25 protein-coding genes are annotated in these 23,731 nt (G+C 64.3%); 11 read left to right on the top strand and 14 right to left on the bottom strand.

Annotation, left to right across the window (positions count from 1 at the left end; all coding sequences use genetic code 11):
* The first annotated feature begins 43 nt into the window (after positions 1-43).
* Genes modA through modC form a run of 3 tightly spaced genes read left to right on the top strand, consistent with a single transcriptional unit; the run spans position 44 to position 2,197 of the window.
* Positions 44-823, top strand: a complete 780-nt coding sequence (gene modA, locus XH98_RS30080; protein ID WP_271620752.1) for a molybdate ABC transporter substrate-binding protein — start codon at positions 44-46, stop codon at positions 821-823.
* Between the two features lie 13 nt (positions 824-836).
* Positions 837-1,532 (top strand): molybdate ABC transporter permease subunit, encoded by a 696-nt coding sequence (gene modB / locus XH98_RS30075; RefSeq protein WP_271620751.1) that lies wholly within the window; start codon positions 837-839, stop codon positions 1,530-1,532.
* A 2-nt stretch (positions 1,533-1,534) separates the two neighbouring features.
* Positions 1,535-2,197 (top strand): molybdenum ABC transporter ATP-binding protein, encoded by a 663-nt coding sequence (gene modC, locus XH98_RS30070; RefSeq protein ID WP_271620750.1) that lies wholly within the window; start codon positions 1,535-1,537, stop codon positions 2,195-2,197.
* A gap of 113 nt (positions 2,198-2,310) precedes the next feature.
* Here the strand turns inward: modC and XH98_RS30065 are convergent, their stop codons facing one another.
* Complete coding sequence (locus XH98_RS30065) at positions 2,311-4,104, bottom strand: potassium/proton antiporter (RefSeq protein ID WP_271620749.1); 1,794 nt, start codon at positions 4,102-4,104, stop codon at positions 2,311-2,313.
* A gap of 198 nt (positions 4,105-4,302) precedes the next feature.
* Between XH98_RS30065 and XH98_RS30060 the strand changes: the two genes are divergently transcribed.
* Positions 4,303-5,619 carry a mechanosensitive ion channel family protein gene (locus XH98_RS30060; protein ID WP_271620748.1) on the top strand — a complete coding sequence of 439 codons (1,317 nt, stop codon included), beginning with the start codon at positions 4,303-4,305 and terminating at the stop codon, positions 5,617-5,619.
* A 175-nt stretch (positions 5,620-5,794) separates the two neighbouring features.
* Positions 5,795-6,613 (top strand): type I methionyl aminopeptidase, encoded by an 819-nt coding sequence (gene map / locus XH98_RS30055; protein ID WP_220001371.1) that lies wholly within the window; start codon positions 5,795-5,797, stop codon positions 6,611-6,613.
* 20 nt (positions 6,614-6,633) lie between these two features.
* Here map and XH98_RS30050 read toward each other — a convergent pair whose 3' ends face one another.
* The gene (locus XH98_RS30050; RefSeq protein ID WP_271620747.1) at positions 6,634-7,551 is read right to left on the bottom strand and encodes a sigma-70 family RNA polymerase sigma factor; all 918 of its coding nucleotides are present in this window, start codon (positions 7,549-7,551) and stop codon (positions 6,634-6,636) included.
* Positions 7,552-7,613: 62 nt separating this feature from the next.
* Complete coding sequence (locus XH98_RS30045) at positions 7,614-8,054, bottom strand: antibiotic biosynthesis monooxygenase family protein (RefSeq protein WP_271620746.1); 441 nt, start codon at positions 8,052-8,054, stop codon at positions 7,614-7,616.
* A gap of 293 nt (positions 8,055-8,347) precedes the next feature.
* Between XH98_RS30045 and radC the strand changes: the two genes are divergently transcribed.
* Positions 8,348-9,061 carry a RadC family protein gene (radC, locus tag XH98_RS30040; RefSeq protein WP_271620745.1) on the top strand — a complete coding sequence of 238 codons (714 nt, stop codon included), beginning with the start codon at positions 8,348-8,350 and terminating at the stop codon, positions 9,059-9,061.
* A 177-nt stretch (positions 9,062-9,238) separates the two neighbouring features.
* Here the strand turns inward: radC and XH98_RS30035 are convergent, their stop codons facing one another.
* Positions 9,239-10,792, bottom strand: a complete 1,554-nt coding sequence (locus XH98_RS30035) for a serine hydrolase domain-containing protein (protein ID WP_271620744.1) — start codon at positions 10,790-10,792, stop codon at positions 9,239-9,241.
* Positions 10,793-10,870: 78 nt separating this feature from the next.
* Here XH98_RS30035 and XH98_RS30030 point away from each other — a divergent pair, with 78 nt between their 5' ends.
* Positions 10,871-11,137 carry a bestrophin-like domain gene (locus XH98_RS30030; protein WP_271620743.1) on the top strand — a complete coding sequence of 89 codons (267 nt, stop codon included), beginning with the start codon at positions 10,871-10,873 and terminating at the stop codon, positions 11,135-11,137.
* Between the two features lie 24 nt (positions 11,138-11,161).
* Here XH98_RS30030 and XH98_RS30025 read toward each other — a convergent pair whose 3' ends face one another.
* The 10 genes from XH98_RS30025 to XH98_RS29980 form a co-directional block, all read right to left on the bottom strand.
* Positions 11,162-11,467 carry a hypothetical protein gene (locus XH98_RS30025; RefSeq protein ID WP_271620742.1) on the bottom strand — a complete coding sequence of 102 codons (306 nt, stop codon included), beginning with the start codon at positions 11,465-11,467 and terminating at the stop codon, positions 11,162-11,164.
* A 138-nt stretch (positions 11,468-11,605) separates the two neighbouring features.
* Positions 11,606-11,926: a hypothetical protein gene (locus XH98_RS30020; protein WP_271603465.1), complete on the bottom strand. Its 321-nt coding sequence runs from the start codon at positions 11,924-11,926 to the stop codon at positions 11,606-11,608.
* A gap of 95 nt (positions 11,927-12,021) precedes the next feature.
* Entirely contained in the window at positions 12,022-12,396 is a 375-nt protein-coding gene (locus XH98_RS30015; protein ID WP_271620741.1) for a hypothetical protein, read from the bottom strand.
* A 101-nt stretch (positions 12,397-12,497) separates the two neighbouring features.
* The gene (locus XH98_RS30010) at positions 12,498-13,778 is read right to left on the bottom strand and encodes an RNA polymerase sigma factor (protein WP_271620740.1); all 1,281 of its coding nucleotides are present in this window, start codon (positions 13,776-13,778) and stop codon (positions 12,498-12,500) included.
* 34 nt (positions 13,779-13,812) lie between these two features.
* Positions 13,813-14,214 (bottom strand): YciI family protein, encoded by a 402-nt coding sequence (locus XH98_RS30005; protein ID WP_057744429.1) that lies wholly within the window; start codon positions 14,212-14,214, stop codon positions 13,813-13,815.
* Positions 14,215-14,365: 151 nt separating this feature from the next.
* Positions 14,366-15,058: an AprI/Inh family metalloprotease inhibitor gene (locus XH98_RS30000; RefSeq protein WP_271603462.1), complete on the bottom strand. Its 693-nt coding sequence runs from the start codon at positions 15,056-15,058 to the stop codon at positions 14,366-14,368.
* Positions 15,058-16,047 carry a 2-hydroxyacid dehydrogenase gene (locus tag XH98_RS29995; protein WP_220001362.1) on the bottom strand — a complete coding sequence of 330 codons (990 nt, stop codon included), beginning with the start codon at positions 16,045-16,047 and terminating at the stop codon, positions 15,058-15,060. The genes XH98_RS30000 and XH98_RS29995 overlap by 1 nt, the downstream gene beginning before the upstream one ends.
* Positions 16,047-16,865, bottom strand: a complete 819-nt coding sequence (locus tag XH98_RS29990) for an ABC transporter permease (RefSeq protein ID WP_271620739.1) — start codon at positions 16,863-16,865, stop codon at positions 16,047-16,049. The genes XH98_RS29995 and XH98_RS29990 overlap by 1 nt, the downstream gene beginning before the upstream one ends.
* Entirely contained in the window at positions 16,862-17,677 is an 816-nt protein-coding gene (locus XH98_RS29985; RefSeq protein ID WP_271620738.1) for an ABC transporter ATP-binding protein, read from the bottom strand. The genes XH98_RS29990 and XH98_RS29985 overlap by 4 nt, the downstream gene beginning before the upstream one ends.
* Before the next feature lie 200 nt (positions 17,678-17,877).
* On the bottom strand, positions 17,878-18,900 hold the full coding sequence (locus XH98_RS29980) for an ABC transporter substrate-binding protein (RefSeq protein WP_271620737.1): 1,023 nt from the start codon (positions 18,898-18,900) through the stop codon (positions 17,878-17,880).
* A gap of 138 nt (positions 18,901-19,038) precedes the next feature.
* Between XH98_RS29980 and XH98_RS29975 the strand changes: the two genes are divergently transcribed.
* From XH98_RS29975 to XH98_RS29960, 4 genes are all read left to right on the top strand, one after another.
* Positions 19,039-19,845, top strand: coding sequence for a creatininase family protein (locus tag XH98_RS29975; protein WP_271620736.1), 807 nt, complete (start codon positions 19,039-19,041; stop codon positions 19,843-19,845).
* A 139-nt stretch (positions 19,846-19,984) separates the two neighbouring features.
* Complete coding sequence (locus XH98_RS29970; RefSeq protein ID WP_271620735.1) at positions 19,985-20,248, top strand: hypothetical protein; 264 nt, start codon at positions 19,985-19,987, stop codon at positions 20,246-20,248.
* 196 nt (positions 20,249-20,444) lie between these two features.
* Positions 20,445-21,407: a DUF1194 domain-containing protein gene (locus XH98_RS29965; RefSeq protein WP_271620734.1), complete on the top strand. Its 963-nt coding sequence runs from the start codon at positions 20,445-20,447 to the stop codon at positions 21,405-21,407.
* 356 nt (positions 21,408-21,763) lie between these two features.
* Positions 21,764-23,731, top strand: a complete 1,968-nt coding sequence (locus tag XH98_RS29960; protein WP_271620733.1) for a carbohydrate porin — start codon at positions 21,764-21,766, stop codon at positions 23,729-23,731.

Here is a 23,731-nt window from a genome sequence, read left to right as displayed (position 1 = left end):
TGCGCGTGCGTTTGCGCGCGCGGGCTCGCACGGAGCGCCATCGATGTATCGTATCGCCGGACTTTTCATTGCCTTCGTCATGCTCGCGGGCCTCGCGCCTGCCAGCGCCGAGGACAAGACCATCACGGTTTTCGCCGCCGCCTCGATGAAGAACGCGCTGGACGAGGTCGATGCCGCCTACACCGCCAAGACCGGCATCAAATTCAGCGTCAGCTATGCTGCGAGCTCGGTGCTGGCAAAACAGATCGAGCAGGGCGCGCCGGCCGACGTGTTCATCTCGGCTGATACCGACTGGATGGACTATGCCGTCGCCAAGAAGACCATCAACGTGCCTTCCAGAGTCAACCTGCTCGGCAACAGCATCGTGCTGATCGCGCCAAAGGATGCCAGGATCGACAACGTCACGATCGCGCAAGGTTTTGATCTCGCAAAACTCGCCGGCGACGGCAGGATCGCGACCGGCGACGTCAAGTCGGTGCCAGCAGGCAAATACGCCAAGGCCGCACTGGAGAAGCTGGGCGCCTGGCAGGCTGCCGAACCGAAATTCGCGATGGCCGAGAGCGTGCGCGCCGCGCTGACGCTGGTGGCCCGCGGCGAGGCCAATCTCGGCATCGTCTATTCCACCGACGCCAAGGTCGAGCCCGGCGTCAAGATCGTCGCCACCTTCCCGGCGGATTCGCATCCCGCGATCATCTATCCGGTCGCGGCAACCACCACCGCCAAGCCCGAGACCAACGACTATCTCGCCTTCCTGCGGACCAAAGCGGCCAAGACCATTCTGGAAAAATACGGCTTTAAATTCCTGATCAGCCCGACGACCTGATTTTTAGCACTTGATGCTCGACATCTCCCCCGCTGAATGGACGGCGATCCTGCTCTCGCTCAGGGTCGCCATCATCGCGACGCTGGTGGCAACGCCATTCGGCATTGCACTGGCGTGGCTGCTCGCCCGCCGCGATTTCTGGGGCAAGTCCGTGCTCGATGCGGTCGTGCACCTGCCTCTGGTGCTGCCGCCCGTCGTCACCGGCTATTTGCTGCTGCTCACCTTCGGCCGCCGCGGCCTCGTCGGCAGCTTCCTCGCCGATCATCTCGGCATTGTCTTTGCGTTCCGCTGGACCGGAGCTGCGCTCGCCTGCGGCGTGATGTCGTTCCCGCTGCTGGTGCGGCCGATGCGGCTGTCGATCGAGGCGATCGACCGCAAGCTCGAGCAGGCCGCCGAGACGCTGGGCGCCGCGCCGTTCAAGGTGTTCTTCACGGTGACGCTGCCCTTGGCGCTGCCCGGCGTGCTCGCCGGCATGGTGCTGGGCTTTGCCAAGGCGATCGGCGAGTTCGGCGCCACCATCACCTTCGTCTCCAACATTCCCGGCGAAACCCAGACGATCTCGTCGGCGATCTATTCGCTGATCCAGACGCCCGATGGCGACGCGGCTGCAGGCAGGCTCGTCATCGTCTCGATCGTGCTCGCGCTCGGCGCGCTCATCGGCGCCGAATGGTTCGCCCGCCGCGCCACCGCGCGCCTGCACGGAAATTGACCATGCTGCGCGTCGACGTCAAAAAACAGCTGGGCGAATTTTCGCTGCACGCGACCTTCGCCAGCGAGGGCCGCGTCACCGGCCTGTTCGGCGCGTCCGGCGCCGGCAAGACCTCGCTGATCAACATGATCGCGGGCCTGCTGCGGCCCGACCGCGGCACCATCGTCATCGACGGCGAGACGGTCGACGACACCGCATCAGGCATTCATGTGCCGACCTGGCGCCGTCGCATCGGCTACGTCTTTCAGGATGCACGTCTGTTTCCGCATCTCAACGTCGCGCAAAATCTCGACTATGGAAGGCGGATGAACCGTCTTGCGGCCGATCCGGCACAGCGCACGCGCGTCGTCGAGCTGCTCGACCTCGGCGCGCTGCTTGATCGGCGTCCCGGAAAGCTGTCGGGCGGCGAGCGCCAGCGCGTCGCGCTCGGCCGCGCGCTGTTGTCCAAGCCGCGTTTGCTGCTGCTCGACGAGCCGCTCGGCGCGCTCGACGAGGCCCGCAAGCTCGAGATCCTGCCCTATCTGGTGCGGCTGCGGGACGAAGCCAATGTCCCCATGGTCTATGTCAGCCATGACGTCGCCGAGCTGCGCCAGCTCGCGACGCAGATCGTGATGCTGAGACAGGGCCGCGTGACCTCGTTCGGCGGCGTGAAGGTGCTGACATGATCCTGTAGCCACTTTCGTAGGGTGGGCAAAGGCGCCCTTGCGCCGTGCCCACCACCTCTCTCGGTCACGCAAAATGCGTGGGCACGCTTCGCTTTGCCCACCCTACGGCAGGGTCACACCCCCGCCACCGAGCTCCAAATCTCCGCGAGCCTCTTCCGCAGCGCTTGCCGCCGCGTCAGCGGTACCGGCGTCTCGTCGTCTTCCGGCAGGCGCAGGCCGACGACATTGACGCGGCCACCGGAGATGCTGCGTGCGACGAGCACGATGGTATCAAGCGCGAGCTCGGCGCCCTCCTTCGGCGCGCGGTCGAGATGGACGTCGAAATAATCGGCAAGCGTGAGCTTGCCCTCGTCCTCGGTCACCTTCACGCCGTAGATCTCGGCGAGCTCGGCGAGCGTGTGCTCGCCCGACACCATGAAGTCGCCGAGCAGATGCGGGTCGGGCGCCGTGCTCGGCTGCATGTCGACGAAGAAGCGGTCGAGCGCCTCGGCCTTCTCCGGCGGCGCCAGCAGGTAGATGTAGTCGCCGGGCGCGACCGGATCGGCCTCCACGGGTGTCAGGATGTGCTCGTTGCGGATCACCAGCGTCGGCTTCGACCAGGACGGGATCAGGCCGCGGCGGAAATACAGGCTCTTCGGCCGCACCGGATAGCCGACGAGCTGCTGCTCGAGCTGGCCGGGCAGATCCAGCTCGATGCGGCGCGGCCCGCGCTCGGTGCGCGGCAGCGCCACGTGCAGCTTTCGCGCGGCCGGTGCCAAGGTCCAGCCTTGCAGCAGCAGCGAAATGATCACCACGACGAAGGCGACGTCGAAATAGAGATAGGCTTTTGACAGGCCGACCAGCATCGGGATCGACGCCAGGAAGATCGCGACCGCGCCGCGCAGGCCGGTCCAGGCGATGAAGATCTTTTCGCGCCAGTTGAAGCGGAATGGCGCCAGGCACACGAACACCGCGATCGGCCGCGCCACCAGCATCAGCACCAGCGCGACGGCGATCGCCGGCAGCACGCTGGAGCCCAGCCGGCTCGGCGAGACCAGCAGGCCCAGCAGCACGAACATCACGATCTGCGCCAGCCAGGTCGCGGCATCCAGAAACGCCACCACCGAATTATGCGCGCGCGTCGGCCGGTTGCCGATGATGATGCCGGCGAGATAGACGGCAAGGAAGCCCGAGGCGTGCATGATCTGCGAGCCGCCGAAGATCACGAGCGCGGCCGTGGTCACGAACGGGGCGTGCAGGCCCTGCGGCAGCGCGACCTTGTTGAGCCCGATGACGACGAGGCGCCCGCCGATCACGCCGACGACGGCGCCGAGCAACGCCTCCTGGACGAACTCCATCACTACATGGCCCGGCGTGCTCGAGCCCAGCGAGATGTATTCGACCAGCATGAGGGTCAGGAAGATCGCGAAGGGATCGTTGGTGCCGGATTCCGCTTCCAGCGTCGCACCGACGCGCGGGCGCAGCCGCAGGCCCTGGGTATGCACCAGGAGGAACACCGCGGCCGCGTCGGTGGAGGCCACCACCGCCCCGACCAGCAGCGACTCCGTCCAGTTGAGGTCGAGCGCGAATTTCGCAAACGGCGCCGTGATCAGCGCGGTCAGCAGCACGCCGACGGTGGCGAGCACCACGGAGGGCGCGAGCACGGTGCGGATGCTGGCAAAGCGCGTCTTCAGGCCGCCGTCGAACAGGATCAGCGCCAGCGCCACCGAGCCGACCAGATAGGTGGTGCCGACATCGTTGAACTGGAGCTGGCCGGGGCCTGCATCGCCCGCCAGCATGCCGATCACGAGAAAGACCAGCAGCAGCGGCGCGCCGAAGCGCAGCGCGAGCAGGCTCGACAGGATGCCGGCCATGACGAGGACGGCGCCGAGCAGAATGGCGATGCTGAAAGAGTCGAGGGAAGCCATCCACCTTCCGGGTACAAATCGCTGGAATTGCATCCTTATCGTCGCCACACTCCTGCGCCAACCCATTTTCGCCCGCTCGCGGCAATCTGCCCGTATTTTGCGGCCTTAACGCGCTTCACATGCCGGTGTATCGATGGTCCGGCCGCTGCGGCGCCTTCGAATCAAATCCTTCCGCCTGCTTCCCGACGAGACCGCCTGATGGACATGGACCTCAAAGACCTCATGGAGTTCGTGCAGACGACTGCACGCAGCGTCGGAGCGGAGATCTCTTCGCCCTGGTTCTACCTGCAGTTCGGTCTGATCCTGGCGGCGGCCGGCATCGCCTATGCGGCGGATACCGGCGTTCACAACCGCGTCGACATGAGCTCGGTGGCGATGCGCTGGCCGCTGCCGCTCCGGCACTTCGCCCGCGTGATGGTCGCGAGCGCCTCGACGGCGGTGTTCACCCTGCTGGTGATCATCTTCCGCGTGGTGATGTATCACGCGACCTGGCCGAGCCGCAGCTATCTCCTGATGGTCGCCGCCAAGCTCGGGCTCGCCTGGCTGGTGATCCGGCTCGTGACCTCGGTGCTGCGCAATGCATTCTTCGTAAAGCTCGTGTCGGTTGCGGCCTGGTTCGTCGCGGCGCTGTCCATCCTCGGCCAGCTCGAGGCCACGGTCGACCTGCTCGATTCCTACGCCATCGTGCTCGGCGGTCTCAGGCTGACACCGCTGCTGCTGCTCAAGGCCGGCGCACTGCTGATCCTCGCGCTCTGGCTCACCAACATCGCCAGCAATTTCGCCGAGAGCAAGATCAACTCGACGACCGATCTGACGCCGTCGGTCCAGGTGCTGCTGATCAAGATCATCCGCATCGGGCTGCTTGCGGTCGCGATCGTGATCGCGCTCGGCACCGTCGGCATCGACCTCTCGGCGCTTGCGGTGTTCTCCGGCGCGGTCGGCGTCGGTATCGGTATCGGCCTGCAGAAGATCGTCGCCAACTTCATCTCCGGCATCATCCTGCTCGCCGACAAATCCGTGAAGCCGGGCGACCTCGTCACCATCGGCGACAATACCGGGCGCATCAGCGCGATGAAGACGCGCTATATTTCCGTGGCCGCCGGGGACGGCCGCGAATTCCTGGTGCCGAACGAGGATCTGGTGACGCAGAAGGTCGTCAACTGGACCTACACCGACAAGAACACGCTGGTGAAGATCACCTTCGGCACCAATTACGACGCCGATCCGAAGCTGGTCTGCAAGCTGGCGATCGAGACCGCCTCGGCCCATCCGCGCGCACAAAAGGGCAAGCCGCCGAACTGCCTGCTGACCGAGTTCGCGGAGGCTGGCATGAAGTTCTCGCTGACGCTCTGGCTCGCGGATCCCGACGGCATGGATGCCGTCAAGAGCGACGTGATGCTGGCGCTGTGGGACGCCTTCAAGCGCGAGGGCATCCGGGTTCCCTACCCCGTCCGGGAAATCCGCGTCCGCGGCGGGGCGCTGCCGGTGGAAACCACCGTAGAAGTCCCGAATTGAGACCGCTTTCGGCCGCATGGCCGGCGGAATTCGCGTTTTTGGCGCGTTTTCTTCACGCGAACCGGTCCCCACTTCGCTCGAAAACGCTCTGGCCAAGCTTGCACGAAATCCCGCAATCATTAAATTAGGGCCTCAAATCAAGCCCTTCCGCCGTATTCCAGAAGATAGCGACCGCATGAGCTACGTCGAAGCCACCGATACCTCCCTGCGCAAGACCGGGCAGATCAAGCTGCATGGGCCGAACGCCTTTGCCGGCATGCGCAAGGCGGGGGCTCTGGTCGCAAAGTGCCTCGACGAACTCACCGACATCGTCGGCCCGGGCGTGCCGACGGATCGCATCGACGAATTCGTCCGCGAGTTCGCCTTCAGCCATGGCGCCTATCCGGCGACGCTGATGTATCGCGGCTATCGCTACTCGACCTGCACCTCGCTCAACCACGTGGTCTGCCACGGCATGCCCGGCGACCGCCCGCTGAAGGAAGGCGACATCGTCAATATCGACGTCACCTTCATCGTCGATGGCTGGTACGGCGATTCCAGCCGCATGTACGCGGTCGGCCCGATCGCGCGCAAGGCCGAGCGGCTGATCGAGGTGACCTATGAGGCGATGATGCGCGGCATCGCCGCGGTGAAGCCCGGCGCCACCACCGGCGACATCGGCCACGCCATCCAGAGTTTTGTCGAGCCGCAGGGCATGAGCGTGGTGCGCGATTTCTGCGGCCACGGTCTCGGCCGCATGTTCCACGACGAGCCGAACATCATCCATATCGGCCGTCCGGGCGAGGGCGTGCAGCTCAAGCCCGGCATGTTCTTCACCATCGAGCCGATGATCAATCTCGGCAAGCCGCATGTGAAGATCCTGTCCGACGGCTGGACCGCCGTGACCCGCGATCGCTCGCTGTCGGCGCAGTTCGAGCACTCGGTCGGCGTCACCGCCACCGGCGTCGAGATCTTCACGCTGTCGGAGCGGCACGGCGAGAAGCAGATCGGCTGATCTGCTTCCACCTCAACTCATCAGTCCAGCGTGATCAGCTCGGCGCCCTCGATCGCGTAAGTCGCGAACAGAAAATCCCTGATGTTGACGATGCTGCCGTTTTCCCAGTCGAGGAGAACGAAGTAGCGCGGCGGACCTGACGGATCCTGCGGGTCGAACATGATGATCGCGGGGCGCCGGTCGACGAAGCCCGGGACGCAATGCCACGGGCTGGTCTCGGCATAGCGGTGGAAATACTCGCCGACATCGCGGCGGCCGGCCCGGCGCGTCCGGTTGACCATCTCGAGCCGCACGTCGTCGGCCAGCATGTCGCGCAGAGAACCGAAATCGCGCGCGTTGAAGCGCTCGACATAATGCATCAGGCGGGCGCGATCGGCGGCCGCCAGTTCAGGAGGCCTGACGTCGTCAGGCTCCGCCGCCAGTTCGCGCAGGCGAACGCGGCCGCGTTGCAGCGCGCCCTTGGTCGCCGCGACGCTGCCGCACATGATGTTGCAGACCTCATCGACGGAATAGCCGAGCACGTCGCGCAGGATCACCGCGCTGCGCTGCGTCACCGGCAGGCGCATGAAGGTCCCGAGGCTCGCGGTGACGCTCTCGCGTTCGGTCACGGGGCTGGTCAAAGCGGGGATCATGTCCAGATCGTCATCGGCGTGAGCAGCGTTGTAGCGGGCGCGCCGGCGCAGGAAATCCAGCGCCGCGTTATGGGCGATGCGGAACAGCCAGCCCTCCGGATTGTCCAGCGGCTCGGTCCGCGGCGCGGCCTCGAAGGCTTTGAGCAACGCGTCCTGAAGCACGTCCTCGCCGTCGATGACCGAGCCCGTCATGCGCGCGCAGTAGCGATGCAGCTGCGGCCGCATCGCCACGGCAAGGCGTTCGAGGGCCTGAAGGGCGGTCTGCCGGACCGCCCCCGTGCCATTGCCGGTCACATCGTCCGCCAAGCCGGACCTCCCGTCATCCGAATCCGTGATACGTCAATCGAGATCGCAGCGCCACACACGGGTCAGGCATGATTGACCTCGACGACTTCGCACAGGATCGTCTCGGCCGTGGCGATCGCGGCGAGGCGCTGGATGTAAGGCGCGAATTCCGGGTCCCTGCGGAAATTCTCGATGTCCTCGGCGTTCCGCCATTGCGAGTAGTTGACGGCGCGGCCGCCCTCCTTGCCGGCGTGGACGCTGGACGAGATGAATCCGGGCTGCTTGCTGAAGAAGTTCTCGGTGCCCTGTTTCAGGAGCTCGACCAGCTTTTGCTGGTTACCAGGCTCGACCGTGAAGACGTTGACGAGGGTGGTGATGTCGCTGCCGGTGCGGATGGTGGCTTCCATGGTCGAACTCCTGGTCTGGCTGTGGGACGGGACGATTTTGGCGGCGAGCAGGGCGCCGGCCCCGAGGCCGGTGGCAACGATGGCGCGTCGCGACGGCGCCGGTTTGTTCTCTGGCATCGAGGTTCTCCTTCGAAGACTGTGCTGGCCGCCCGGCGAGGCCCATACCGCTGAGACGAACGGGAGATGAAAAGGAAACGGTCGGCCGCGAATTTTTTTTGCTCAATCCGCCCTCCGGCGCGGTGTTGGTGAACACGACGACGGTCAGCCTTCGCGACGGGGTCGACGAAAAAGCTCTGGCCTTAGGCACGGTTGAAGGTCCAGCCCGCCCTTCCGGCCATTTTGCGAGCGCACTCTGCTTCATCGCAATTGGTAGTTGCAAAAGCGACAATCCGCGGCAATGCTGGCGGGCGATGCCCGCCAAGACCGATGCCGACAAAAGCAAGCTAGAGGACACGCCGCATTATCTCGGCCATCGCGAGCGGCTGCGCGAGCGCTTTTACAGCGCCGGCCCGGACGCGCTCAGCGACTATGAGCTGCTTGAGATGGCGCTGTTTCCGGCGCTGCCGCGGCGCGACACCAAGCCGCTGGCGAAGACGCTGATCAAGACCTTCGGCTCATTCGCCGAGGTCGTGCATGCGCCGGTGGCGCGCCTGCGCGAGGTCGACGGCGTCGGCGAGGCCGCGATCAACCAGCTCAAGCTGATCGCGGCGGCGGCGCATCGCGTCGCCAAGGGCGAGGTCAACAGCCGCAACGCGCTGTCGTCCTGGAACGAGGTGATCGCCTATTGCCGCACCAGCATGGCCTTCGCCGACAAGGAGCAGTTTCGCCTGCTGTTCCTCGACAAGCGCAACCAGCTGATCGCCGACGAGGTGCAGCAGACCGGCACCGTCGACCACACTCCGGTCTATCCGCGCGAGGTGATCAAGCGCGCGCTGGAGCTGTCGGCGACCGCGCTGATCCTCGTGCACAACCACCCCTCGGGCGATCCTTCGCCCTCGCAGGCCGATATCCAGATGACCAAGGCGATCATCGACATCGCCAAGCCGCTGGGAATTGCCGTGCACGATCACATCATCGTCGGCAAGAACGGGCATGCAAGCTTGAAAGGCATGAGGCTGATATAAGGCCCGTTGCAGGACCGCGACGGTTTCACTAAAGCGCGATGAGATCGCGTTGAATCGTCATCGCGCTTTGGCGCTTTGTTTGAGCATGATCTCCGCGCAAACGCGTTCCGCTGATGTCGCGAGGGAAAGCCGCTTCACACTTTTGGCTCACGCGGCCGTTCGGGTCCGGATCACGCTCTATCCGCCAGGCTCACTGTCCACCGAAACGTCGCGGCCTTCCCGATCCTTGCTGCGCAGATTGAGCCGGTCACCGTCGAACGACAAGGTCCATTTCTGTAGTTCATCCATTCCGACCGCCTGGCGCTCGATCACAAACGTCTTGTCGTTCAACCACTTTCCCTTGGTCGCAAATATTCCGAAGGCGGTCGGCTGTCCCTTGCGATATAGACCATCAAGTCCAATCGGATCGCTGGACTGGAGCAACTGTCGACCCCGATCCCGCGCGTATGCCTGGAGATCATAGTGCGGATTTGGATCGACGAGGGTCAGCGACAACGATTTCACGCCCAGCGCATTCGCCGGAAATTTGTAGGTCTTTCCCGATATTGCCGATGCGATCTCGGGCGTAGCCCCAACCTCCGTCGCCTTTTCGGTCGATAGCTCGCGAATCTTCTCCGCAAGCAGGTTTGCGCCGGCGGCGTCCGGAGGTAAGGCCGTTTCGGATTTGACCGCACCGGCAATCAAATCTGCCAGCCTGCCCAACGGACAAAAGTCTCTGGCGGTCGTGACCGCAACGATGTCCAGCCGCGGCAAGACCATGATGAGCTGGCAGTGATACCCGTCCGCGATGTAGACATTCTTTTCGGGAAGCGCCCAGAACAAGTTGGAGTACCGCAGGTCCGGTGCCCGGGGCATATTCATGTTCACGGTTGCATGGTTGACCTTGGCGATCCAGTCGGGCGGAAGCAGCGACTTGTTCTCCCACTGGCCGTTGCGCAAATAAAGATAGCCAATCTTGGCCATGTCGCGGGGCAGTAATGCCAGACCGAATCCGCCGATCGGAATGCCCTGGGGATCGCGCCACCAGTTCGAGACGCTGATCCCGAGTGGGCCGAACAGCTTTGCCTTGGCATAGTCTGCGGTGTTCATCCCTGCGAGCTTGGCAATGATGGCGGACAGTAGATGCGGACCCCCGCTGTTATAATTGAAGATGTCGCCCGGCGTGCTCAACATTGGGCGATCCAGGACGAATTGGGTCCAGTCCTGCTCACGGCTCATCTCGATCATCGTATCGGGGCGCCCGTCCAGCGGCTCCTTCCAGTCGAGGCCGGAGGTCATGTCGAGCAGGTTCTGGATCGTTATGGCTTTCTTTCCGTCATCAACATTCGCGATGGTGCGATCGCCAAAAAAATCCAGCATCGGATGGTCGAAGCTGTCCAAGAGCCCGTCCTTGCGGGCGATCGCAACCAGGGTGCCGACCACCGCCTTGGTAGCGGAGTTTATCCGGTGCGGAATGTCGGCGGCATACGGGGCGTAATAGGCATCCAGCACGATTCGTCCGTGCCGGACCAACAGGAGGCTGTCGAGGCTGCGGGTTGCGCCGAAATCAAGCAATTTGGCAAGCGCCGCCGAATCCATGCCCTGCTCTTCCGGCGTAGACGTTTGCCATTGCCGTGTCGGCCAGGCGATTGCGGCTTCGTCCTGAGCATAGACCGAATGGCTGCAGACCGAAGCCGCGAGCACGAGCATAGCAAGCGCTGCGCCCGAAACGGCAAATCGTAACTTTCGCATGGAGCCTCGCCGACTGATTGCAGGATAAATCTTCTTCTACCGGGGGCCTGACTGTCAATTGCCGCATCCGCGCAGCGAGTGCAGCGCATCGTCGTCAGTCCCGCTCCGGTGAACGCGGCGAAATGGTGGTGCCTTTATCTCCAGGCTCTGTGCGAATTGCTGGTGATCGGCTTCCTGCATTGCGACAACCGCCTGGGATCGGCGATCGCGATGGCCCTGTTCGCGACCGGCGCCGCGACCTCGGTGCTGCTGATCGCAGCGCACGACCGTCCGTTCACCGGCCAGATCTCGATCTCGCCGGAGCCGCTGCGCCAGATCATGCCGGAAGCGCCGGGCAAGACCTAGAGGAAAGCGCCAGCGCCGCGCGGTTCAGTAGCAGTATCGCGGATCGACCGGGACGTAGCGGCCGTCGGGGCGCTGCATGTAGCAGCCGCGCTGATAGGCATAATAGCCGGAGCGGCGGCGTTCGCCTTCGGCGGCGATCGCAGCGCCCGTGCCGGCGCCGACGACGGCACCGATGGCCGCGCCGCGGCCACCGCCAAGCGCGCCGCCCAAGATCGCTCCGCCCACGCCGCCGATGATGGCACCGCCGACGGCGTCCTGCGCCAGCGCATCATGGGCCGGGATGGCAAAAGCAACCGAGAAACACACCGCAATTCCAAGGCGTCGAAGCATCCCGAATCCTCCATCTGATGCGGCCAGTCATAACGGCTGGGACGATGCCGGGCCAGAATATTGTTTGGACCCGGCGCGCCCCGCCGCTTGCGCCAAGCGCCCGCCTGTCGCGACGCCCATGGATGACCATTGGTCCCCTCAGATCGAGGACCCTTTGTCCAGGGTGAAAGAGAGCACGATCGCGTCCGGCTCCTGCTTGAATTCCCTGGTCACCGCCGCGCGCACGAGGCCGGCAAGGTCACCCAGCGGTTTCGCCGCATACGGCTTCGGAAACAGGACGGTCACCGAGGCGAGACGGCCATTGTGCCAGTTGAAGCCGACCTGCGGCTTGACGCCGGTCGACTGCTCGAGATCGCCTTCGACCGCCGCGGCCTGACGCATGCCGTCCTTCACGACGGCGACGACATCGCAGGCGGACAACGCAAAGGCGACCACGATGATGACGACGGCTCTGAGCATCGCAGGACCCGGCAAAGTTACGCTCTAGGTATGGTTGCATGGATCCTATCATGCAACAGGAACAGTGCGCTACCGGAAAGGGGCGATCGCGACGGCTACGGATCGACCCAGCGCTGCACGGCCTCCACCGTGTCGGCGGGCGTCGTGTTGAAGCAGATGGAAGCCTGCGGCGCCAGGTGATGGACCAGGTTGAGCACTTTCTCGAACAGCAGCAGCCGCTCCTTCGGCTCGCGCAGGCCCGCGCCGATGACGACGCAGTCGAAGTGCTCCTCGCGCAGCGCCGCCGTCACGGCAGCTTCAGCGGTGGCATCGAGATCGATCAGGCAGCTCGTGACCTCGTAGCCGAGGCCGCGCAGGCGCAGGAGCTGCGCTTCGATATAGTTGCGCACGAGCGCCGGCGTGAGCTGCGGAAAGGTGCTGTAGTCCGCACTGCGGGGTTCGATGCCGATCGCAAGGACGCGCTTGGCCATTGCAGGATTCCCTGAACCGACCGTCTCCATTGCTAACAGACTGCCGACCGCCGGGTTCCCGGGGGGGCGCCTGGCGATCACACGCTTGCGCGGATCATGCTCTAGAAAGGCTGATCGCCGAGCGCCGCGGCGCGGCGCCGCATCAGCGCGCGCTCGCGTCCATTGGTCGCAAGATGCGCGGCCGCTTCAAAAGCCTGCCGCGCTTCTGCGAGCCGTCCAAGCTTTTGCAGCAAGTCGCCGCGTACCGCCGGCAGATGATGATAGCTCGCCAGCGCCGGCTCGCCGGCGATCGCATCCAGCACGTCGAGGCCGGCTTGCGGCCCTTCCGCCATGCCGACGGCGACCGCACGGTTCAGCTCGATGATCGGCGAGCGCACCAGCCGTGCCAGCTCGGCGTAAAGCTGCGCGATACGCTGCCAGTTGGTCGCTTCCGCCGTCTCCGCCCTGGCGTGGCACGCCGCAATCGCGGCCTGGAGCGCGTAGAATCCACCGCTGCCGCCGAGCTCGCCGGCGCGTTCGAGCGAACGCAGGCCGCGGCGGATCTGCAACCAGTCCCAGAGCGCGCGATCCTGATCCATCAGCAGAACGGGATCGCCGTTCGCGTCGGTGCGGGCACGGGCTCGCGAGGCATTCAAATCCATCAAGGCGACGAGGCCGTGCACTTCCGGCTCGTCGGGTGCGAGACCCGCGAGCACGCGCCCCATGCGCAGCGCCTCGTCGCAGAGCTGCTGACGCAGCCATTCCTCGCCGCGCGCCGCGAGATAGCCCTCGTTGAAGATCAGATAGACGACCTCGAGCACCGAGGCGAGACGCTCCGACAGAGCCTCGCCGGATGGCGTCTCATAGGCCAGACCGGAATTCGACAGCGTCCGCTTGGCGCGAACGATGCGCTGGGAGATGGTGGCTTCGGGTACGAGATAGGCGCGCGCGATCTCGCAGGTGGTGAGGCCGCAGATCATGCGCAGCGCCAGCGCCGCGCGCGCCTCGCGCGACAGGATCGGATGACAGGCCGTGAAGATCAGGCGCAGCAATTCGTCGCCGATGTCGTCGTCGAGCGCGGCATCGAAATCGGGCACGATGTCCTGCTCCTGCAACATGTCCCGCGCCAACATGGCGTGCTTGTCGCTCAGCATCCTGCCGCGACGCAAATGATCGAGCGCACGGCGCTTCGCTGCTGTCATCAGCCAGGCGCCGGCATTGTCCGGGACGCCCGTGATGGGCCACGCCTCCAGCGCCGCCACCAGCGCGTCCTGGGTCAGCTCTTCCGCAAGCGGCACGTCGCGCAGCATCCGCGACAGCGTCGCGATCAGCCGCGGCTGCACCACGCGCCAGGTTGCAAGAATCGTGGCACGGACGGCTTGATCGATGTCGGCGGCCGTCATCGCCGCCGACCATGACGCGCGATGCTGTCGTCCATCAGGCGTGGGCAGCTGCCTTCGCGTTCACCTCGCAGGCGCCGTCGACATCAGGCGTGGCGAACGCCCGCAATTCGCAGGTCCCGTCCCAGCCCGGCATGTGATCGAGGTGGAGCTGCATGAATTCCTTGGCCATGGCCAGGGCCTCCGCCTTGTCGCGCAGCTCGAAAATGGCGTAGCCGCCGACCACTTCCTTGGCCTCGATGAAGGGACCGTCGATCACGCTGAGCTCGCCGTCGACGATGCGCACACGTGCGCCTGATGCAAGCGGCATCAAGCCGCCATTGTCGAGCATCCGGCCGGCCTTGATTTCCCGCTCGGATATTTTCTGCATGGCCTCCATCAGCGCGGGGCTGGGGCCTTTCATGGGTTGGCTGGAGGTGACGATGTACATGAAGCGCATGCAAAACTCCTGGTAAAGCGAGACGCGGCCGGTTCGGCCGCGCGATCAGCTCGCTACCCAGATGACGATCCAGCCGGGGCCGGATCGACATGGCCTCAGAAAAAATTGGACCACTGGAAAATTGCGGGGCAGAAAAGTTAACGGACCGCGCCTATTGGCGCAGCATGATCAGGGGATCGGCCGTGTCTGGAACCCGCCGCCATTGCGCATTGTCGTCGGCCTCGAACTGCCAGACCTCGCCTGATTTGGACATCAGGATGATCTGGCCGCGCTCGAGCCGCCATTGCGTCGGGTTGAACTGGGCAATGGCCGCATCGCATTTCGGCTTGAGGAAGACCTGGAAATTGTCCTGATCGGCCTCCGTGTTGGTCAGCGTTATCCCGCAGATCGGCTGGCCATTGCCCCGGACCATCGCCCAGTCGCCGATCATCTGGTCCATCGACTTGGCCATCGAGCGGGCGGCGGCGAGATCTTGCAGGATGTAGACGCCCTCGCCCTGGCGCAGGCCCTCGAAGATGCCGGCCTCGACCTCGGTGAAGTCGATCACGGATTCACCTGACGCATCCTGCAGGCGGACGATATCGAGGCCCTTGATGCTCCAGGCGACGATATCCTTGGTGAAGGGCAGCGCGGCCTTGCAGGCCGGCTCCAGCTCGAGCCTGAAGCCTTGCGCGGCGGCATCGCCCTTCATCGTGACGACGCAGGTCTTGCTGCGTTCGGTGGTCGAGAGCTCCCACTGCCCGACCATCTCCTTCTTCAGGGTTGTCGCATCCTGCGCATGTGCGACGCCGGTCGCGGCCAACAGGGCCGCGAGGGCGAATGCAACGGCCCGAACAACTTGCATCAGCGCCCCTTGAACGGCGTCTCGGCAACCGGCGTCAGCGGCGGCTTGCCGGAGAACCATGATTTGAGGTTGTCGACCACGAGCTGGTCCATGGCGTTGCGCGTCACCACCGAGGCCGAACCGATATGCGGCAGCAGCACGACGTTCTGCATGGCCTTGAGTTCATCAGGCACGTTCGGCTCGGCCGCGAACACGTCGAGGCCGGCAGCGAGGATGGTGCCTGACTTCAGCGCCTGGACCAGCGCCTGCTCGTCGACGACAGAACCGCGGGCGACGTTGACCAGCACGCCGCGCGGGCCGAGCGCCTTCAGCACCTCGGCATTGATCATCTTTTCGGTCGAGGCGCCGCCAGGCACGATCACGACAAGCGTGTCCACCGCCTTGGCCATCTCGATCAGGTCAGGATAGTGCTTGTAGGAGACGTCCTTGGACGGATTGCGCGAGTGATAGACCACCGGCACCAGCGAGGCATCGAGCCGGCGCGCGATGGCCTGGCCGATCCGGCCCATGCCGACGATGCCGACCTTGCGATCGCGCAGCGAGCCGACGCTGAGCGGATAGTTCTGCGTGTGCCAGAGGCCTGAGCGCACGTAACGATCGGCCTTGATGAATTCGCGCAACGTGGCGATCAGAAGGCCCATCGCGACGTCGGCGACCTCCTCGGTCAGCACGTCAGGCGTGTTGGTGACGATGATGTTGTGCTCGGCGGCGTATTTGGCGTCGATATGGTCGTAGCCGACGCCGAAGCTCGCCACCATCTCGATCTTGGGCAGCTGCGACAGCGAATCCTTGTCGGCGCGAACGGTGTGATAGGTCACCGCCACGCCGCGGATCTTGTCGCGGATCGCCGGCGTCAGCCGCTCGAGGTCACCGCGCGTCTCGGCCTTGTGCACGACGAAATGATCGGAAAACCCGTTCTCGAGGATCGGCCGCGCCGGCCCATAGATCAGAAGATCGATCTTGTCGGACGAAATCGAACCGGTAGACATCAGGTTTCCTTTCCAAGCGCGCTCTCATGCCAGCGCCGTAAAACGAGGTGGGAAATTAGCGCCAGCACCCCATAGATGACAATCCCGGCCAGCGACAACAACAGCAGCGCCGCGAACATGCGGGGTATGTTCAAGCGATAGCCGGATTCCGCGATCCTGTAGGCAAGGCCCGAGCCGGCCCCCGCCGTTCCCGCCGCGATCTCGGCGACGACGGCGCCGATCAGCGACAGGCCGCCGGCGATGCGCAGGCCGCCGAGGATATGGGGCAGCGCCGCAGGCAGCTTCAGGAAGCGCAGGGTCTGCGGCTTCGAGGCGCCATAGAGCTGGAACAGCCCGGCGAGATTGCGGTCGACCGAATTGAGCCCGAGCGTGGTGTTGGACAGCACCGGAAAAAAGGCGACGATGAAGGCGCAGACGACGACGGCGGTCTGCTGCTCCAGATAGATCAGCAGCAATGGCGCGATCGCGATGACGGGCGTCACCTGCAGCACGACGGCATAGGGGAACAGCGAATATTCCACCCATTTCGACTGGTTGAACAACAGCGCCAGCGCGATGCCGCCGATGCTCGCGGCGACGAACCCTTCAAGCGTCGTCAGCAGCGTGGTGGCGAGCGATTGTGACAACACCGCCCAGTCCTTGATCAGCGTCAGGACTATCGCCGACGGCGCCGGTAGCACATAAGGCGGAATCTCCTTGATGCGAACCACGAGTTCCCAGGCGGCAAGGCCGGCCGCAAACACGATGACGGGCAGCACGAAGCGCACCGCGCTTTGCGCGCCCGACGGCTTTGCGGCGACGGCAGCTTGCGCGTTCATAGTGTCGACTGCCCTGAATAGGACGGCGCGAGCGCGGCCGAGACGCGCCGGCAATAGTCAGAGTACGCGGTGGACGTCCGGAACTCCTCGCCGCGCGGCTCGACGGTCTCGATGCGGATGTCGGCCTGAATGCGGCCGGGCCGCGCCGTCATGACCACGACGCGCTGCGACAGATAGACGGATTCGAACACCGAATGGGTGACGAAGATGACGGTCTTGCCGAGGCTGCGCCACAGCGCGAGCAGATCGTTGTTGAGGCGGAAGCGCGTGATCTCGTCGAGCGCGGCGAACGGCTCATCCATCAGGAGGATATCAGGATCGGTGACCAGCGCGCGGGCGAGCGACACCCGCATCTTCATGCCGCCGGATAATTCGCGCGGAAACGCATCGGCGAAATCGGCAAGCCCAACGCTCGCCAGCGCCGCATCGGCGCGCGCCCGCCCTTCGGCCTTGGCGATGCCGCCAAGCTTCAGCGGCAGCCGCACGTTCTCGCGCACGCTGGTCCAGGGCATCAGGGTCGGCTCCTGGAACACGAAGCCGATGCCATGACCAATTTGGACATCACCCTCATGGCGCGACACCCGCACCGCGCCCGATGATGCCGGGCTGAGCCCCGCAATCAGTCGCAGCGCCGTCGACTTGCCGCAGCCGGAGGGGCCGAGCAGCGAGATGAACTCGCCTTTGGGCACCGCGAGATCGAGCGGACCCAGCGCCATGACGCCGTTGTCGTAGACCTTCGTCACGCCGCGCAGGTTGACGGCAAGTGCCGTCAGGCTGGCCTCGACTGTCGACGAAGGTTTGCGCTCTACCATTGGGCGCCGACTGTTGCGTCGCGGACGCTCTTCACCTCTCCCCGTCGGGGAGAGGTCGGCGCGCAGCGCCGGGTGAGGGGGCGCAGGTCCCATGAGAGAGCGTAACCCCTCACCCGCATCGCATCTAACGATGCGATGCGACCTCTCCCTACGGGAGAGGTGAACGATGCCGCCCCACCGTTGTTTAACCTCGGCATAGCCTACGGCTTGTTCGGGCGCAGCTCGACGCCGACGCCCTTGTTGACGAAGCGCAGCGTGTAGGACTTGCGGAAGTCGAGATCGCCCTTCACCACGCCGGCCTTCACCATCTTGTTGAAGAATGAGGTGTAGCGCTCGTCGCTCATCGCGCCGATGCCGCTCCTGAGGGTGTCGCCGGAATCGACGATGCCATATTCCTTCATCTTGGCGACGGAATAGGCCAGCAGATCGTCGGTCATTTCAGGATTGAGCTTCTTGATCATGGCATTGCCGGCAGAATTGTCGCGGTAGATGTAATTGTACCAGCCGACGATAGAGGCATCGACGAAGCGCTGCACCATGTCAGGCTTCCTTTCGACGATGTCCCGCCGGGTCTCGATCAAGGTCGAATAGGTGTTGAAGCCGGCATCGGCGAGCAGGATGACGTTGGGCTTGAAGCCCGCAGCCTTCTCGACGGCGAAGGGCTCGGAAGTGACGTAACCCTGCATGGCGCTCTTCGGGTTCGCGATGAAGGGCTGCGGATTGAAATTATAGGGCCGGACGTTCTTCTCGCTGAACCCGTATTCGGACTTGAGCCACTGGAAATAGCTGCTCATGCCCTCCTTGGAGACGAACAGCGTCAGCGGCTTGAGATCCTCGAGCTTGGTGACCTTCGCGTCGGGCTGCGACAGCAGCACCTGCGGGTCCTTCTGGAACATCGCGGCGATGGTAACGACGGGGACGTTGTTGGCCACCGCGTCGAACGACATCAGCGTGTTCGCCGCCATGAAGAAATCGATCTTGCCGGCGATCAGCAGCATCCGGTTGTTCTCGTTCGGGCCGCCGGGCACGATGGTGACGTCGAGCCCGTATTTCTGGTAGGTGCCGTCGGCGAGCGCCTGGAAGAAGCCGCCATGCTCGGCCTCGGCGACCCAGTTGGTGCCGAAGCTGACCTTGTCCAGGGTCTCGCTGCGCGCCGGCAGGATCGATACGACAGAGGCCAGCAAGCCCGCCGTTAATGCTCGCCGCAGATGGGAAGGGCTCATGAATGCACTCCGTGGATCACTTCTAGCCGATGTGACAACAACGCGATAAAACCGCAACATATCAGGGGACGCGAACCGGCCGGGCCCGCGTCCCCTGATAACCCAAACTACGTGACAAATTCGGGCAAAGAAACCTTGATGACGCCTTCCCGCGACTGGACGGAGATCCGCTGGGCCGATGCGAGCCATGCGGACATTTCGCGCTGGATCGCGGTGCTGCCGCTGGCGGCAACCGAGCAGCACGGCCCGCATTTGCCTCTCGAGACCGACGTGCTGATCGCCGAAGCCTATCTGGCGCGCGTGCGCGAGCTGCTGCCCGCGACGTTGCCGGTGACGTTCCTGCCGATCGAACGCGTCGGCATCTCCACCGAGCATATCGACTATCCCGGCACGCAGACGCTGCCGAATGAAGTGGCGCTGAGGCGCTGGACCGGGATCGGCGAGGACATCGCGCGACGTGGCGTCAAAAAGCTCGTCATCATCACCAGCCATGGCGGCAACAGCGCGGCGATGATGCTGGTGGCGCAGGATCTTCGCGCGCATCAAAAAATGTTCGCGGTGACGACGTCGTGGTCGCGGCTGTCGGCTGCCGACAAGCTGTTCCCATCGGATGAAGTGCGCCATGGCATTCACGGTGGCGCGGTCGAGACCTCGATCATGCTGGCGCGCTATCCCGACCAGGTGCGCGCTGATGCGATCGCGGATTTTGCCGCGAGCAGCATCGCGATGGAGCAACAATATCGCTGGCTCTCGACCCAACGGCCCGCACCCTTTGCCTGGCAGGCGCAGGATCTCAACGCGAGCGGCGCCGTCGGCAACGCCACGCTGGCGATGCCCGAGAAAGGCGAGCAGCTGCTCGACCAGGGCGCGCGCGCCTTTTGCGAGCTGCTGGCCGAGGTCGATAAATTCGACGTGAGCAGGCTCGCCAAGGGCCCGCTCGGCTAGCCGACATCCATCTGAAATCACTGGCGAAAGCGCCGGTTTTCCGAGCCGGGCCGAGCATCTTCGAACCGGATCGGCCAAGCCCCCGTCCAATTGGGCACGCGGACCACAACGGACCGCCTCAACCCGGATGGAGTTTCATATGTCGATCAAGACCAGGATTGCCGCCGTCGCTCTCGCAACCCTCACCATCACCGCTGGTATCGCTTCCACGACCTCGACCGCTCAAGCCAAGCCGCTCGGCTGGGGCTGGGGCGTCGGCGCCGGCATCGCCACCGCCGCCATCGTCGGCACCGCGATCGCCGCCAGCAACGAACCCTATTACTACGGCTATCACCGCTGCGGCTGGGTCGCCCAGTACAACGCCTTCGGCCAGTATGTCGGCCGCGTTCGTACCTGCTACTGATCCGAGATTCTGAGGCCGATCTTACGTGGATCCCGCGTCCGGCACGGGCGCCTCATCCACCCCGTGTCGTGCCCCCGACCCCGCCCGGCTGTCCCCCCGGGCGGGGTCATCCTTTTTCCGGGCCATAGCGACGGGCCGCTGCTTCCGCTTGCACGTTCCGCGTGCCACGATACGAACCGGCAGGTGGAGAGCGAGCATGAACTGGCGGGATGTCATTGGATCGATCTTGATCGCAACGCTGACATCAACGCAGGCATTTGCGCGGCCGGCGGCCCAGGACGATGGCCACCCCTCCGTGGACCTCGAACTCGTCATAGCCGTCGACGTTTCGTATTCGATGGAGCCGGCCGACCTGGCAGCTCAACGCGAAGGCTTTGCCAAGGCCATCGAATCGCCGGAATTTCTTCGATCCCTGCGGGCCGGCCCGATTGGCAAGATCGCGTTGACCTATTTCGAATGGGCATCCACCAGCGATCAGAGGATCGTCGTCCCCTGGCGCCAGATTGACGGATTGGAATCGGCGCAGGCCGTGGCAACTGAACTCCGCCAGGCCCCGATCCGCCGTGGCTCGCGCACGTCGATTTCGAGCGCGATCGATTTCGCCGTGCCGCTGTTCGAGCAGAACCCCTGCCGCGGGGCACGCTGTGTCATCGATATTTCGGGCGATGGCCCCAACAACAATGGCGGTCCCGTCGCCACAGCGCGTGACACAGCAGTGCAGAAGGGCATCGTCATCACCGCCCTGCCTGTGATGACCACTGCACCGCTCGGTCCAACTGATATCAACCACATGGACCATCTCGATTGGTACTATGAGGATTGTGTGATCGGAGGCTCAGGTGCCTTTGCTTTACCGATCACCGATCGCGGAAACTTCAACGATGCGACCCGGACCCAATTGGCGCTTGTGGTTGCGGGCCGCACGCCGAATGGATCGACTGCCCGGCCCGGTGACAAGGAGCCGCGGATTCTCTGCACGATCGGAGAGAAGCTCTGGCAGGAGCGGTGGCTGTCGAACACTCCGGCGACGTTTGGCCCGCCGGCCAAAAGTCCGGCGGCGATCGACCCGGCGGCGAACAATCCGATGGCCAATGATGACGCGAAGAAAGAGGACGCGCTGCTCGCCAAGAAGATCAAGGGCATCTGCCGCGGCTGCTAGCTGCGTTCCGCCCGCCGGCGCGCGTTATCCAAAAAGTTTGGCCCCGGGAGGGGGTCATCCTTTTTCCGGGCCGGGAGTTTGTGGCAATACCGTCACATAAGGATGCCAACCATCCGCTGCGACATTCTGCACGAGTTGCTATTGCGAATTATTAGCAATAAATTCTGGACGAGTGCGGGGCGGGGATGAAATCGCGTCGAAACGAGTTCATCTCGTTCGATCGCGTGAACAGCCAGGACCCTGATGACAGGGTCGTCGCGAATCGGCAGGGATGTCGCGGCGGCTGGGTTACATTCGCGTCTTTGGGGGCTTGCTTGGGGGCGTGCGTTTTGACGTTGAGAAGTCACCGACAGCAGTTGCGGCGGACGGCGGCGGCGATCACCGCCGGCGTGCTGGCTTTTCCCGCGGCCTCCCGTGCGGCTGACCTGCCCCTGAAGGCACCAGCGCTGAAGGCTGTCTATGACTGGACCGGCTTCTATATCGGCGCGCATGTCGGCGTCACCCGCGGCACCTCGTCGGCGACGCTGACCGATCCCACCGTTGCAACCGACAACAACGTCTTCACCGGCGCGACCGGGGGCGTGCAAGCCGGTTATAATTGGCGCCTGAACTCTGGCCTGCTGCTCGGCCTGGAGGGCGACATCTCCTTTCCGAACTACCTGCCCTCCAACCATGTCGTGTCGTCGGCCGCGACGGCGCTGTCGAGCGCGGAAGAGCGCTGGGACTATGTCGCGAGCCTGCGCGCCCGTCTCGGTTACAGCACTGGCAATTGGCTGTTCTACGCGACCGGCGGCGCGGCCTTCGCCGGCGAGCGCTTTCTCTCGACGCCGACGGGCGGCAATGAAGAGAAGGTGCTGAACACCCGGTTCGGCTGGATCGCGGGCGGCGGCGTCGAATACGCCTTCGCGCCGCACTGGAGCGCGCGGCTCGAATATCTCTACAGCAAGTTCGAGCACGCCAACGTCACGTTCCCATCAGGCGGGCAATATTCGTCGTCGATGGATTTCCAGAGCCTGCGGATCGGCCTCAATCGCAAGATCGATTGGCCTGATATGCCGACCTATAATCCGAAGTCGGATATCACCGACACCGAATCGAGCCGCTGGGAGATTCACGGCCAGTCGACCGTGCTGGGGCAGGGCTACCCGGCGTTCCACGCGCCCTATACCGGAACGAACAGCCTGCTCCCGTCGCCGGATTTCCAGCAGACCTGGAGCAATTCGCTCTATCTCAATGCGCGGCTGTGGGACGGCGGCGAGGTCTATTTCAATCCGGAGCTATTGCAGGGATTCGGCTTCAACAACACCACGGGCGCGGGGGGCTTTCCCAATGGCGAAGCGCAGAAATCCGGCTTCCCCTATCCGCACTTCAATGCCTCGCGTCTGTTCGTGCGCCAGACCTTCGGCTTCGGCGGCGAGCAGGAGGAGCTTGCCAGCGGCCAGCTTCAACTCGCCGGCAAGGCCGACATCTCGCGACTGACCTTGCAGGTCGGCAAGTTCTCCGTGGTCGACGTGTTCGACGGCAATGCCTACGCGCACGATCCGCGCAAAGACTTCATGAACTGGTCGATCTGGGCGTCCGGCGCTTTCGATTATGCCGCCGACAAGCTCGGCCTGGGCTATGGCGCCACCGCCGAGCTGAACCAGAAGCAATGGGCACTGCGCGGCGGCTACTTCCTGATGGACGCCGTATCCAACTCGAACAATTTCGACATGAACATCGGCCGTCGCGGCGAATATGTCGTGGAGCTTGAGACGCGCTATTCGCTGTTCGGCCAGCCCGGCAAGCTGCGCACGCTCGGCTTCGTCAACAGCGCGTTCTCGGGCAGCTATCGCGAGACGCTGGACAACCCCGCGTTCGGCGTCGACATCACCCAGACCCGGCGCGGCCGCCTCAAATACGGCTATGCGCTCAACCTCGAACAGTCGATCACCGATGACATCGGCGTGTTCGGCCGCTGGAGCTGGAACGACGGCCGCAACGAGATCATGGCCTTCACCGATATCGACCGCAGCCTATCCGGCGGCGTCTCGGTGAAGGGCACCAAATGGGGCCGGCCCGACGACGTCGTCGCCATCGCTGGCGCCGTCAACGGCCTCTCGCAGGACCATCGTGACTTCATCGCCGCCGGCGGTCTCGGTCCGCTGATCGGCGACGGCGCGCTCAACTACCGGAACGAGCGCGTGCTGGAAACCTATTACGCCTATGCGCTGAACAAGGCGCTGACGTTTACCGCCGACTACCAGCTCATCGTCAATCCCGCCTACAATGCCGATCGCGGGCCGGTCTCGGTGTTCTCGGGACGGCTGCACGGGGAGTTCTGA

Origin of the sequence: Bradyrhizobium sp. CCBAU 51745 (genome assembly GCF_028128715.1) — a bacterium.
In the GTDB taxonomy this organism is placed as follows: Bacteria; Pseudomonadota; Alphaproteobacteria; order Rhizobiales; family Xanthobacteraceae; genus Bradyrhizobium; species Bradyrhizobium manausense.
The sequence above is the reverse complement of the archived record's forward strand: the minus strand, read 5'-3'. Positions and strand labels throughout refer to the sequence as shown.